This is a genomic window from Planktothrix mougeotii LEGE 06226 (genome assembly GCF_015207485.1).
Lineage (GTDB): Bacteria > Cyanobacteriota > Cyanobacteriia > Cyanobacteriales > Microcoleaceae > Planktothrix.
Genome location: NZ_JADEWU010000029.1, coordinates 45,772 through 59,491, shown reverse-complemented (window position 1 = coordinate 59,491; position 13,720 = coordinate 45,772). Strand labels below are relative to the sequence as shown.

General features: G+C 38.2%; 9 protein-coding genes. 6 read left to right on the top strand and 3 right to left on the bottom strand.

Annotation, left to right across the window (positions count from 1 at the left end; genetic code table 11):
* Nucleotides 1–70: 70 nt before the first annotated feature.
* The 3 genes from IQ236_RS13945 to IQ236_RS13935 all read left to right on the top strand — a co-directional run bounded on the left by IQ236_RS13945 (nt 71) and on the right by IQ236_RS13935 (nt 6,552).
* On the top strand, nt 71–979 hold the full coding sequence (locus IQ236_RS13945) for an alpha/beta fold hydrolase (RefSeq protein WP_190525228.1): 909 nt from the start codon (nt 71–73) through the stop codon (nt 977–979).
* Between the two features lie 39 nt (nt 980–1,018).
* The gene (locus IQ236_RS13940) at nt 1,019–1,204 is read left to right on the top strand and encodes a PCP reductase family protein (protein ID WP_072720161.1); all 186 of its coding nucleotides are present in this window, start codon (nt 1,019–1,021) and stop codon (nt 1,202–1,204) included.
* A gap of 413 nt (nt 1,205–1,617) precedes the next feature.
* Entirely contained in the window at nt 1,618–6,552 is a 4,935-nt protein-coding gene (locus tag IQ236_RS13935) for a CHAT domain-containing protein (RefSeq protein WP_193869810.1), read from the top strand.
* Nucleotides 6,553–6,752: 200 nt separating this feature from the next.
* Here the strand turns inward: IQ236_RS13935 and IQ236_RS27760 are convergent, their stop codons facing one another.
* From IQ236_RS27760 to IQ236_RS13915, 3 genes are all read right to left on the bottom strand, one after another.
* Complete coding sequence (locus tag IQ236_RS27760) at nt 6,753–8,342, bottom strand: C39 family peptidase (protein ID WP_228041631.1); 1,590 nt, start codon at nt 8,340–8,342, stop codon at nt 6,753–6,755.
* An 86-nt stretch (nt 8,343–8,428) separates the two neighbouring features.
* Nucleotides 8,429–8,890: a hypothetical protein gene (locus IQ236_RS13920; RefSeq protein WP_228041630.1), complete on the bottom strand. Its 462-nt coding sequence runs from the start codon at nt 8,888–8,890 to the stop codon at nt 8,429–8,431.
* A 24-nt stretch (nt 8,891–8,914) separates the two neighbouring features.
* Entirely contained in the window at nt 8,915–9,232 is a 318-nt protein-coding gene (locus tag IQ236_RS13915) for a hypothetical protein (protein WP_193869809.1), read from the bottom strand.
* 312 nt (nt 9,233–9,544) lie between these two features.
* Between IQ236_RS13915 and IQ236_RS13910 the strand changes: the two genes are divergently transcribed.
* The 3 genes from IQ236_RS13910 (at nt 9,545) to IQ236_RS13900 (ending at nt 13,559) form a co-directional block, all read left to right on the top strand.
* Nucleotides 9,545–10,699, top strand: coding sequence for a response regulator (locus IQ236_RS13910; RefSeq protein WP_193869808.1), 1,155 nt, complete (start codon nt 9,545–9,547; stop codon nt 10,697–10,699).
* Nucleotides 10,700–11,103: 404 nt separating this feature from the next.
* On the top strand, nt 11,104–11,988 hold the full coding sequence (locus IQ236_RS13905; RefSeq protein WP_228041629.1) for an RNA polymerase sigma factor: 885 nt from the start codon (nt 11,104–11,106) through the stop codon (nt 11,986–11,988).
* Nucleotides 11,928–13,559: a tetratricopeptide repeat protein gene (locus IQ236_RS13900; protein WP_193869807.1), complete on the top strand. Its 1,632-nt coding sequence runs from the start codon at nt 11,928–11,930 to the stop codon at nt 13,557–13,559. Before IQ236_RS13905 ends, IQ236_RS13900 begins: the two co-directional genes overlap by 61 nt.
* Nucleotides 13,560–13,720 lie beyond the last annotated feature (161 nt).

Sequence of the window (13,720 nt, the reverse complement as noted above, 5' to 3'; positions counted from 1 at the left end):
CAGGAAAGAATCTACTTCTGTATTCTGTTTCACCCGACATTCAACGCCGTAATTATTGCAGAGGTCAATTATGTTTGAACCGAATGGATTTGGTCAGCGTTCAATGGTGACATCTTTAGGCAGAATGGTGTATTACACCGCCGAGGGTTCACCTGGGAATTTGAATGAAGTTTCTGCGGCATTACCTCCGTTAGTCTTTTTACATGGATTTGGGGGAGGTTCTTCTGCTTATGAATGGTCAAAAGTTTATCCGGCTTTTGTCGATGAATACCGAATTTTAGCCCCAGATTTAATCGGTTGGGGTCGTTCAGAACATCCGGCAAAAACTTATAAAATTGAGGATTATCTCACGACTATTACTGAGTTTTTAGAACAAACTTGTTCACCTCCAGCCACCGTTATTGCTTCCTCTCTAACGGCAGCGTTTACAATTCGAGTTGCAATTCAGCGTCCCGACTTGTTCAAATCTTTGATTTTAGTAACGCCTTCAGGATTATCGGATTTTGGAGAAAATTATGGACGTACATTGTTCAGCCAAATTGTGAAAACACCCATTTTAGATCGGATTGTGTATTTTACTGGAATTGCTAATAGTGGCGGAATTCAAAGTTTTTTGGAAAGTCGTCAATTTGCTGAACCGGATCGAATTTATCCCGAAATTGTAGAGGCTTATTTAAAATCGGCTCAACAACCCAATGCCGAATATGCAGCCTTGTCTTTTGTGGGGGGTGATTTGTGTTTTGATTTATCATTATATATGACTCAACTGATTACACCAACGGCTATTCTTTGGGGTGAAAAATCCGCGTTTACCCGTCCTGAAACAGGCCAACGGTTAGCTAACTTAAATCCAACGGCGATTAAACTTTTTCAAAAAATAGATAATGTCGGATTAACCCCCCATTTAGAACTTCCGGGCGTCACAATTGGGGTAATTCGTCAATGTCTAAAAATCCTTGAACCTCTTTCAACCCCATGAGTACAATAAAGAGATGATCCCAAAGTAACTGTTAAGTTTATGTCTAACGCTGATTATTTCGGTGAACTTCAGTGGCTTCCTGAAGCCAAAGCCAAATTGAAAAATATCCCCTATTTTGTTCGGACTCAAGCTAGACAACGGATTGAACAACTAGCCAGAGAAGCAGAACAAGGGATTGTTACCGCAGAACTTGTGGAACAAGCACGATTGGAATTTGGCCAATAGCAGGGCTGTTTCATGTTTGAGAATTATAACTTACTTTTCAGCCATAATTCTCAAACATGATAGCTATTTTCCGAAGAATTAATATTTTATATAATGGCTATATAATATTAATTATATGAAAGATTTATCTAAATAGCATAAATAGTCCTATTCCCTACTGAGTAAAACTTCCGTTCGTGATTTTTATCTATTTTTGTATTAACTCAATTAATCAATGCGGGTTTAAAGCCAGCCCCTAGCCTCCAACTTTCTTCTTTATTCATGAATTACGAACAAAACTATTATAGCTTAAATGATTTCACTTACTATAAGATTGCATAAGCCCAGTTAGCTGAGAAATAAGTAGAAGTAGTAAAGACTAAGTTGGCGTTAGATTGACTTAACTGAAAATTCTGATGAAGCCGAGGTAAAAAATGAGGAATATATCTACAAATTTAATTAAACAGTCAATTAGACTCAGTTTAACGTTTTGGGTTTATCTGGTACTCCTCTCAGAAGTTGGGACAGCAGAATCTAGCCATCAAAATGCACCCCGGTTGCAACCGTCAGAAATACGTTCCCAAATTGATCAAACCTCTACAGAAGCACAACAACTTGTTAATGAAGCCGAAAAACTGACACAGAAAAAAAACATTCCATCTCAACTAGAAGCACTCAAAAAATGGTCAGAAGCACGATTAAAATGGCAACAATTAGGAGATAAATCTCAAGAAGCATTAACCTTACTTAAACTGGCTGAAATTTACAAAAATATAGGTGCAACCGCCCCCGCATTAGAACGCTACACCGAAGCTTTAAGCCTATACCGAGAACTTGGAAACCGCCTCCAAGAAGCATTAATCCTCAGTGAAATTGGAAATACTTATATTGCGAACTTAGAACAAGGGAAAGAAGAAGAACAGTTTAGTTTTGAACATGATCTTTTCATCGATTCTCGGCTATCCCAATTAAGATTAACTCAACAGCATAGAGATTCTAAAATCCCTTTAGAGTTTTATCAGCAATCTCTGAAAATTTACCAGGAAATGAATCACTTATCGGGAGAAGCCAGTCTTCTCAATGCAATGGCGAGAAGTCGCTATTTACATGATGATGAAGAAGATCAACAGAAATTGCTTGAAAAATCTTTAGCAATTTATCAACAAATCGGTGATCAAAAAGGACAAGCCTTAGTATTAGGTCATCTGAGTGAATTGCATCTTATTAACTACAGAAATGAGCAAGTCGGATGGGATTTATTTAATCAAGCTTTAGCTCTTTACCAGAAAAATAATGAGTCTTTCGATAATCAGGATGTGACGGGGCACCAAGGCGAAGCAAAGCTGTTGAGTGTTGCGGCTGATTATTGGGGGTCAAACAATCAAGAAAAAACCTTAGAATTCTACAATCAATCCTTAAAGATTTATCAAGAAATTGGTGATAAACAGGGAGAAGCAATAACCCTAACCCGCATTGCTGATTACTATCATAGCCTAGAAAATCGTGAAAAACAATTAGAATTTTATACTCAAGCATTAGGCATTTATCAGGAAATTGGTGATGCAGTTGGAGAAGCTAAAATTTTAGATCGGTTGGGGTTAATGTACTTCCGATTAGGAGAGGTAGATAAAGCTTTGGAATTCTACAAACAAGAATTAGGAACGCTTCAGAAAGTAAGTGATTTTTATACTAAAATCGGTGATGAACAACAAGCATTAATATTTGACTATCGCCAACCGATTATTTTATTTAACTTGGCAACTATTTATTCTCAATTAAAAGATGAAGCTCAAGAAAAAGAAGTTTATCATCAAGCACAAAGGATTTATCAAAAATGGCAAGATGACCAAGGCGAAGCGAGTTTTCTGATTAAAATTGCTGAACGTTATGGAGAGCAAGAAAACTCGGAAAAAATGCTAGAATATTTCAATCAGGCGGTTACGGTTTATCGAGAAATGGGAAATCTGGAGGCGGAAGCTAATTTATTACGGGATAAAATCTCGTTGATTTATTTTGCGCGTTTGAGAGATTTTGAAAAAGGATTGAATAGCCTTAATCAAGCTTTAGAAATTTATCAAACAATTGGAAATCTGGAGAAAACAGCAAAAACACTCGCTCAACTGGGGGATTTTTATCTAAAATTAGAAAATCCAGAAAAAGCAGTAGAATTTTACAATAAAGCTGTTCTTATTTATCAAGAAATGAATAATTTCAGTGATCAAGCCTATACATTGAGACTTGTTGGTAAACTCTACTATGAATTAGGGAAAAAACAGCAAGCATTAGAAGTGTTTCAGCAAGCTGGAAACGTTGTTCAAGAAAAGGGTGATATTGAACAATCTGTAAAAATCCTCATACAAATTGCTTCTGATTATCAAGAATTAGGAGATAAAACAATAGCAATCGAATTCTACAATCAAGTTATTCCAATTCTTCAAAAATCAGGAAACTATCAACAAGAAGCCTCAATTTTGAGAACAATTGGTCAGCTTTATTATGAATTAGAAAACTCAAACAAAGCCTTAGAAACTTTTAACCAAGCACGCAATGTTTATCAAAAAAAGGGTGATAAATCAGGGGAAGCATGGACAATTTATGAAATCGGTAAAACTTACACGATATTAGGAGAGTTTCAAACAGCTTTAGATTTCTATCAGCAAGCTTTAGCAATTTACGAGGAAGAAGCAGATGCAAACTTCCGAGAAGAACGAACCCTTGATCTGTTGATCAGAATCAGTCGAATTTATGCTTATATGGGAGACTCAGAAACTGCTATAGAATACTGTAAACAATCCCTAACGAATGCTCAAAATTTCCCCCAATCAAAAATTGTTAGACGTTCGGAAATGTTTCGAGAAATTGGTAAACTTTGTTATCAAATTGGCGACCCCAAAAAAGCTTTAGACTCTTTTAATCAATACGGGACTATCTATCAAAATTTAGGGTCGGATAGAGAAGTTGTTGGTCTGATTCGGATTGGTGAAGATTATGCTAAACTAGGAGAATCAAAACAAGCAATAGAGTTTTTCAATCGAGCGAGAAGAATTTACCAAAAAAGCGGTTTTTCGGAAGGTGAAACAGATACTTTAATTTCCATTGCTAGAATTTATTATTATAGCACAAACTATCAACAAGCTTTAGATTATTTTAATCAAGGCTTAAGAGTTGCTCAAACCATTAATAATCAAAGTCAAGAAGCCTCGATTCTCACGCAAATGGGTGATACCTACTCCCAACTCAAAGATGAGGAAAAAGCTTTAGAATTTTACAATCGAGCTAAAAAGATTTATCAAGAATTGGGGAATTATCGACAACAAACTAATATTCTCAATAAAATCGGTGAAGTTTATCAACAACTTGGCAATTTAAAAAAAGCGTTAGAAATTTACCAGCAAGCACTCAAACTTTCCCAAGAAAATGACGCTAGATCCGCTTCAGATTCCCTCTGGATTTCTATCAATATTGCACGGATATACTCGAAATTAGGAGAATTCGACAAAGCAGTGAAATTTTTACAACAAGCTATAGATTCTAATCAAAAACTGAATCCTTCTCTTTATCGAGAAATGGGGAAAGTTTATTCTAAGTTAGGAGAATTTGAAAAGGCTTTGCAGTTCTTCAATAAATCTCTAAACTTACAAAGGGATAACTATCCTGAATTACAAGCCGAAAATCGATTAGGTATTGCTGTTGTTGAACAACAAAGAGGAAATCTTGAGGAAGCTTTAACTCAGATTAAAATTGCAATTTCTTTAATTGAAGAAACACGAAGTCGTAAATTTTCATTAGAAGAACGCCTTGAGTTTTTCGCCTCAAAACAAGACTATTATGAGTTCTATATCGACTTATTAATGGAACTGCATCAACAAAATCCCTCTAAAGGATACGATGCTGAAGCGCTCAATATCAGTGAACGTTCTAAAGCCAGAAGCCTCCTTGAACTTCTCAATGAAGCTAATACCGATATTCGTAAAGGTGTTGATCCGCAATTGGTGATTCAAGAACGAAGTTTACAGCAACAATTAGATGCTGTTGAACAACGACGAGTGGAAGTTTATAAAAGTGAAAAGGATACCGAAGAAGAACAGACGACTATCGAACAAGAACGACAATATCTTTTGCGTAAATATGAAGAAGTTCAAACCAAAATCCGCGAAACCAGTCCAAGTTATGCCGCGCTGACGCAACCTCAACCCCTGACGTTAGAACAAATTCAGCAACAAATTCTGGATGAGAATACACTACTTTTACAATATAGTTTAGGCGAGAAACGGAGTTTTCTTTGGGCTGTGACGAAAGAGAGTATGACCAGCTATGAACTCCCGCCAAAAGCATTAATTGAACAAGCCACACGGCTATTTTTTACTGGGGTTGTTAACCGACGTTCTACTTCTGAGAATATCTCCAAAGCTTCTGAATCTCTTTCTCAGATGATTTTAGCCCCTGTTGCTTCTCAACTGAAGAATAAACGTTTAGCAATTGTTAGTGATGGAATTTTACATTATCTTCCCTTAAATGCTCTTTCTGTACCCATTAATTCATCAAAAAAAACAGATTATTTCCCCTTAGTTCTTAATCACGAAATCGTCAATCTTCCTTCAGCATCAACTTTAAGTCTTCTCCGTCAAGATGCTGAAAAACGAGAACCTGCACCGAAAAGTCTTGCGATTTTTGCTGATCCGGTTTTCAGTTCTGATGATACTCGATTACAAACCCCAATGTCTACCCGAAGCGAAACTTGGGAACAATATAATATTAATCGTTCTGCTCGACAATTGGATATTGGGGTTTGGCAACGACTTCCGGGAACTCGCACTGAAGCGGAAGCCATTCTCGCCCTTGTACCGAAATCTGGGAGTATTTCTACCTTTGATTTTGCCACAAATCGAGCGATCGCTACTGCTCCTCAACTGAATCAATACAAAGTGATTCACTTTGCAACTCATGGATTATTAAATAGTGTTAATCCTGAACTTTCTGGGATTGTTTTATCGATGATTGATCAACAAGGAAATCCTATCAATGGGTTTTTACGTCTTCATGATATTTTTAACCTGAATTTATCGGCGGATTTAGTGGTTTTGAGTGCTTGTAAAACGGGACTCGGGAAACAAGTTCGTGGCGAAGGTTTGGTGGGATTAACGAGGGGATTTATGTATGCGGGTACACCTAGAGTCTTGGTGAGTTTATGGAATGTTGATGATGCGGCGACGGCTGAATTGATGACCAGATTTTATCGTTTGTTGTTCAAAGAAAAGTTATCACCTACACAAGCACTTAGAAGGGCACAGTTAGAAATGCAAACAGAAACCCAATGGAAATCACCCTACTATTGGGCTGCATTTACTTTGCAGGGGGAATGGCGCTAAACATGAATTTTATATTCTAAACTCTTTAAAAGTAAGGTTAGAACATCAGTACAAAAAATACTGGTATTCAAGGAGATGTGGCAATGACATCAAACCTGTTCAATAGGAAATTTCAATAACTAATGAAGGATAATTACAAGAACTATCCTTCATAGTTGTTTGCCTACAGTTTTGAGGATTGTGTTTGCAGTTTCCTAGACCTACGGTTGAAATAATCTACCCCAACCTGTTCCGGGCCCCTCTGCTGTCCAGCGATAGGTCATTTCATATTGACTGTAAATGGTGCCTTTGCCATTTTCTACCGCACCTGTGTAACGATCATTGAGAGAACCATAAGGATCATTAACAATGAAATCTCCCTCTTCAGTTCGCCCTCGTACAACAATCATGTGACCCCCAGAAGGATGTTCCGTTGTCCCCCGATGCAAAATACCAATTACAACAGGACGATTTGCTTCTAGTTCCCGATAAATATCCTCAAAATCGAGATCCGTATGCCAAGCACTATTTAAACCAAAATGCGATAAAGTTTGAGTTTGAACTTCATGATCCGTGGTATCGCCATATTCAAAGACCATTTCTAAGTAAATATCATCTCCATCTTTTCCAGGTAAAGTTCCAGGTCGGAAATACTCTAAACACATCGCACAGGAGGAAGAATTACAAGTTCTTTCAGGATCTCGATAATTATCAGTTTGAGGAAACCAAGGAACAGGAAGTAAAATTTTCTTGGGTTTGATTTGAAGTTGGGGATTGCAAAGTTCTACATCCTGAGTGTGAACAAACCAAGTATTTCTTCCCTTAAAAGATTCAGCTAAAAAGGCAACTTTTAGGTAATCTCCGGTTTGGTACGCATAGGAAGCTACCTCAAAAATATTACCTTCTGTGATATCAACTTGTTGTTCTATGGAAAGTTCTGTAACATCTTCTATGGCAAGTCTCAGAGTAGTGGTATGAACAAATTTAAGGGTTAAAGCAGGTTTAGATTGGGTAGGGGTTTGACTTTTTTCTCGTGAATTAATAACTTCACAGGCTTTTTGATAATATTGTTGACGATCTTCTAAGCCGTTATAGCCACCATTAACTCGTAGTGTAATTTCTTCAACCGTTGCACCGCGATCGCAAAGTTCATTCATGCTATTATTGTACCACCAAAAGCCTGCACTGGTAAATGGATAAGTTTCTGCAACATAATCACAACCCTGCATAATGTTGGCATCACCAATCGCCTGACAAAAGGCTTGATAATTATTTCGTCCGGTTAGCTGAAGTACCCCAGCACCTTTATATTTAGATCCATCACCTGAACAAGTATTTCCCAGATCACTTCGTCCTTCCAAATAGTCACCCTCATCAAGCTCTTTTAACCATTTCAAACCCCCTGATTCATGGGCAATTTGGCTGAGAAAATGGCAAAGTCTAGGGGGAGTATTAATTTCATAACGGTTTAAGCAACCATTAAGATCGTTCAGTTCATCTTTTGTAATGGGATTGTCAAAGATTCTTTCGGCTTCCTCTTGGTTAATTAATAATTTAACAGCTTGATCTGGAAGAAATAATTCTTGAGATTCCTTTAATTGTATTCCTTCCCAATGTTGAGTAAACGCATAAAAAGTGCCACTATTTGCGGCTAAAAAAACCTTAATATGTCCATTATCAGCAGGTTCAATTGCTTCCAAGCCATAGGTTTTGCCCGCCGGAACGATAACGATTTGTTCAGGTTTAAGTTGAGATGACTCAACCGGAAGTTTTTTTAACTTAGTATTCACTTTTGCAGTAATTTGTTTCATACCTATTACCCCGTCAATTGCTCTAATTAGTATTATCAATCTCAATACAATGACGAATTTAGGCTAGAAATTCTGATTTTTTTGAGTTAGTTTTCAGGAGGCTCTAACTTTGATTCAAGTATAGAATCGTGGGAGTCTGCAATTTCATCATCTTTGGAGCTTAAAGTCGTTAGAGTTGCGGATAAAAATCCTAAGAGAGACCCTAAGATAACATTAAAAGATTGATTGGCTATATTGTTGACATTTTCCATATTTTTAATCTCAAATTCTAATAATTTTTTATAAGTAGCTAACTGCTCTGATGTTTTCATGGAATCTAAATTTTTAATATTTTCTTCTCGGCTAGCAAAAGCATTATTATAAAAAAATGTTACTCCTCCTGTAAAACTTAATAAAATACTATAAATTACTAAAATAGTATACCAAGGAGATCCGACAATTGAGCTTTTATTCTGATAAAACTCTCTTTGATTTGATGCTTTTATTGGGGGATTTAAGAGTTCTTCTTTTTCAGAATATTTGTCTTGAAACTCAGATAGTTTTTCCATAAAATTTATTTTTATTAACTTATTCTATATTTTGTTGTTATAATCATTTTTTTTATGATTATTTTTTTGAGCTAAAGTAGTTGATAAAAAAGACACTATAGCCCCCAGCACAACATTAAAAGACTGTGAACTTATATTATTCTCATCTTGAGAAGTTTTAGCATCGTCTTGCAAAAGCTCTTCGACGAGTTTAAATTTTTCCTGATCATCATATACCTTTGTAATTTTAGCAATATTCTCTGATCTAGTTGCAAAGATATTATTATAGAAAAAAGTAATATAGCCTGTAATAAAAAACAAGACCATATACGTTGTAAGCAAAGCGTACCAAGTTCTACTCATTGAATTTTTTAATTAACTCGACAAGACTAAACTGGGTTAATCAACCCTGTTTGACTTCTGGTACTAAAACGATTATTGAAGACACGTTCTGAAATTTTAGACTTAAAGATGTTTTATCGGACTTAAAGCCCTCTATACAACCCGATTCAAGCCTAATCCGGTTGACTGAACATGAAGCGTAGTCAACAGAGCGATCGCCTTCATTTAATCGAGATAGAGAGACAATGAAATAATATTGGTCTATTATTGATTTAATAGAGATCATGTATCAGGGTGTAAGTTAGAAAACCCTTAATACCAGATAACCCTCCCATGACTTTTGAAGAAGCAGTGCGATTTGTAGACTCAACCCTAGAGTCTAAAATCGGTAAAAAACTAACTCTCACTGAAAAAAACATCCTCAAAGCTGCCTGGAATAACGAAACCTACAGCAACGTTGCTGAAACCTTATATCTAAGTATTGGTCATATTAAAGATTTAGCCTCCCGATTATGGCAACGCCTTTCAGATACCTTCAGGGAAAAAATCACCAAAAATAACTTTAGACGACTCATAGAAGAGCTTTATGTCACCCAAACTTTCCCTGAAGAAAAAATAGTAGAAAACGATACAGATGAAAGTTTAACCTCCAAAGGGAATATTTTAATTATTGGCGATCTCATCCCAAACTTGCAACTTTTAACCGAAGTATTAAGTAAACGGGGTTATAAAGTTTGCAGCGTCCCCAATGGGAAGATGGGATTAACAACAATCCACAAGCACCTACCCGATGTCATTTTACTCAATATTAAAATGCCGGAAATGGATGGGTATGAAATCTGCCAAATTCTAAAAGCCGATGAAGTGACTTCAGAAATTCCGGTCATTTTCTTAAGTGGGTTAGATGAAATTATCGATAAAGCTAAAGCCTTTCAAGTCGGTGGCGTTGACTTGATCACCCAACCGTTTCAACCCGAAGAAGTGATTGGTCGAATTCAAACTCAACTGACTATCCAACAACAAAAAAAACAGTTGAAAGAACAAATCAAACAACATCAACAAACCGTAGAAATTCTCTATAAATCTCGTGCTTTACTAGCAAATTTATTCAATAGTTCACACGATGGAATTGCCGCCATACAAACCGTGAGAGATCTAATGACTGAAGAAATTAACGATTTTCGCTGTTTAGTGGTGAATCCTGTTTTGGCAAAGTTATTAGGTCAAAAACGAGAAGCCCTCATGGGTAAAACCTCCCTCAAAAAATTGCTTAATCAACTAATTCCGACCTTGTTTGATTCCCTAATCAGTGTTGTTGAGACAGGAGAAATGATCGAGCAAACATTTTATTGGGAAAATCATGACGAGCAGAACTGGTACTATTTGACTGCTATAAAATTTGGAGACGGTTGTTCAATTACCATTCGCAACATCACAAATTTGAAAATCCTTGAATTTAAAAGGCAGATAGGGATCTATTTAGAATAAACTCCTATTTTTGGAAGAGTTGAGTTTATATTGCAGGGTTGTTATAAGTTTCAGTTGATTGGGGGTTAAAACCGGAATTTAACTTGATATTATTACTAATACCCAAGCCAAACTATAAAATCCGGCAATTTCTCAAAAAAGCCAACTTTTCCAGCCCTAGAGATCCGACTTTCAGCTATTGACAGAGACAGGGGAAACGAAGGATGATATTGTAACAATGAAATTTGGAAAAGCTAATGCAGTCTTGTGAAGCAAATTTTTCTTAGCTCTACAAGATTATTTGGTGCATTTTACGATTCAATCGGTTTTCAATTTTATTGAAGAAAGCTTTGATAAAACTTAACTCAACTTCACACAATCCTCAATCAATCAAGTGCTTTTTCAGCACGAATCATCAACTGAACATGATGAAAAACCGTTTGACTGGCAAAAACTTAAACCACACCCAGATGCTTATGTCATCTTACCATTTAGCTCCTAATTCTCGCCATCTATCTAAAGATATAGATTTAGATTTTGGGAAAGAAGAACCAATCTTATTAAAACGTCTTTCTTTAGGCGATGACAATGCCTTTTGGCCATTATGGCAACAGCATCAAAAATACCTGTATCATCGCTGTCTAAGTTGGATGGGAGGAAATCCTATTGAGGCTGAAGAAGCCCTCAGTCTAGCAATGTTAAAAGCCAGAGATAAATTACCAAACTCGGCGGATAAAATTACAAATTTCCGTGCTTGGCTGACCCGCCTTACCCATAATCTTTGCGTCGATATCCATCGTGCGCGTTGCAGAAAAGCAATCAGAATCGAGAGCCTTGAAACAATAGCCGTTCAAGAAGAGGAAGCAGTTATCTCTAACTTTGACTGTCCCGAATCAGCTATTCTTCGTGATGAGTTAGGACAGGTGATTCGTAGTGCTGTAGATACTCTTCCTGAAAGACTTCGCATTCCTTTTATCTTACGTTACTACGAGCAAGTTTCCTATCCAGATATTGCTCAACAACTCGCCATATCCCAAGATAATGCTTACAAACGCATCCAACAGGCACGAGATAGACTGCAAAAGTGCTTGAGAAGGTACTTGTCAGGGATAGAAAATTTTCCGTTAATTTCCGCCAAAACCTCTAATAAAAATAGTAATTTTTTAGGGGATGATTTAAAAATAGACTCTCCCATATCGAGAGATCCCGGGTGCATTTTCGCCGTCATTAATTATCAATTAACAGCGACATGCGTAAAAAAACTATCTCATCCGTCCTATCCATCATTCGGTCTTCAGGGATGGAGATAAATATTGATTTAGTTTTAGACGAAAAGCCAACCCGAACGAACCAGAAAATCAAAACATTAAGTCAGTATGTGCAGCAGTATCCTTCTGGATGGAAAAAACGCTTAGAATTGGCGAATCTGCTATACACAATAGGTTGTTGGCAACAGGCAATTCAAGAGTATCAACAAGTCATTGACCGACAGCCCCAATTCCTTGAAGTGCAGTTGAAATTGGGGAAAATGTTGCAGTTAATGGGACAAAAGACGGATGCCGTAGCCGTTTATGAGAATGCCTTGTCTTTGATACACCATGAGGCGACTCGACAGCATATCAGTGGATTAATTGCAGTTTGTCGGGATGACGTTCAGGAAGCAATACTAGCTTTTGAGTCAGCCACTTCCCTAGAACCCGACAACGTTGCTCACTGGTTGGCTTTGGGGCGGTTGCAGATGCAGAGAGAAGATAGGGTTGCAGCATTGCGAGTATTTGAGACAATTGTGTCAATTGATCCCGATGATCTGGTCGCACTGATTGATCGCTATGATGCCCTTCTCGCCTTGGGTAAGATTGGGGCAGCCCAAGACTGTTTAGACCGCTTGGTCGAATTGGCATCTGAAGATTTCCGGGTACTCAAACGACAGATCGAAAATCGTTGCTGGATGAGGTTGGTATTCGGAGAACCGGGGAAGCAGACCAAACAAATCATTAACTTGGCTCGGCGACTCGCTCCCGATGGCGTAGATACCTGCGAGTTGGTTACCTATTATCACATTTTCCAAGGGGATTGGGCTACAGGAGTCGGGGTATTGGCACAGTTTACTGAGAAACACCCGAATCATCCCAGGGGTTGGTATTCCTATGGGCGGTGCTTGTTCCACACTGGGGATTATCAACAGGCCGCATCAGCCATGCTGAACGCTTATCGTCTCTACCCCAAAGATTGTGAAATTTATCGGGCGTTGTGCGAGATTTTACCTTTTATCCCTCCTTTAACCCATCTCCTTGCACCAGAGGGGAGTAATGGGATGTCTATCTCGCTGGCTTTAATTGTAGAAGAGATGCTGGGGCGTTTTCCTCAACGCTGGAGCGTTTGGACGACAGCAGGGCGAGTGCTGGTGGAACATCTTCAGGAAATTGACCGGGGGTGTGGTGTTTCTGCACGGGCGACGCAACTTCAGCCCCAGTTGCCGGATGCTTGGTTTCGGCATGGGCGGGTGTTGGCACTGGCGGGAAAACACCAGGAGGCCGTCGAGGCGTTGACCCAAGGATGGCAGTTGTTGCCAGATGCGGGGGATTATTTGCCATCTGTGTTAGTGGCGGTGTGGTTCGGAGAGAGTTATCGGGTACTGGGGGATGAGGCAAAGAGTCGGGAGTGGTGGGAAGTGGCTTGTCAGCAAGCGTTGGCACTGATGGAGTTTGAGCCCGCTACGGTTTGTTATTGGCTTGGGAAAGCATTACAAGGATTAGGGGATATCAGGGGGGCGGTGGAGGCGTATCAACGGAGTTTAAATCAGCAGTTGCTCTATCCGTTTCGGGGGGAGGTTGAGGAGATACTGAAGCAGTTGCAGGTTAGGTATAGCAGGACGCACTAGGCAACAGGGAACAGTAAGCTGTGAAAGGGTTTGCTGGATTTAGAAATGTCCTAACCGTAATGCGTAGCGCTATAACTCGAAAAATTCAGAAACTGTTTTTAGTAACCGTTTTTAGGGTGTTAGATATTAGCCAAAGTTTTTTTTTATTCACTCTTAGGAGA

Excerpts from the sequence above, each read along its gene's own strand:
- IQ236_RS13945 (WP_190525228.1), top strand. The coding sequence starts at position 71 with ATGTTTGAACCGAATGGATTTGGTCAGCGTTCAATGGTGACATCTTTA.
- IQ236_RS13940 (WP_072720161.1), top strand. The coding sequence starts at position 1,019 with ATGTCTAACGCTGATTATTTCGGTGAACTTCAGTGGCTTCCTGAAGCC.
- IQ236_RS13935 (WP_193869810.1), top strand. The coding sequence starts at position 1,618 with ATGAGGAATATATCTACAAATTTAATTAAACAGTCAATTAGACTCAGT.
- IQ236_RS27760 (WP_228041631.1), bottom strand. The coding sequence starts at position 8,342 with ATGAAACAAATTACTGCAAAAGTGAATACTAAGTTAAAAAAACTTCCG.
- IQ236_RS13920 (WP_228041630.1), bottom strand. The coding sequence starts at position 8,890 with ATGGAAAAACTATCTGAGTTTCAAGACAAATATTCTGAAAAAGAAGAA.
- IQ236_RS13915 (WP_193869809.1), bottom strand. The coding sequence starts at position 9,232 with ATGAGTAGAACTTGGTACGCTTTGCTTACAACGTATATGGTCTTGTTT.
- IQ236_RS13910 (WP_193869808.1), top strand. The coding sequence starts at position 9,545 with ATGACTTTTGAAGAAGCAGTGCGATTTGTAGACTCAACCCTAGAGTCT.
- IQ236_RS13905 (WP_228041629.1), top strand. The coding sequence starts at position 11,104 with ATGATGAAAAACCGTTTGACTGGCAAAAACTTAAACCACACCCAGATG.
- IQ236_RS13900 (WP_193869807.1), top strand. The coding sequence starts at position 11,928 with ATGCGTAAAAAAACTATCTCATCCGTCCTATCCATCATTCGGTCTTCA.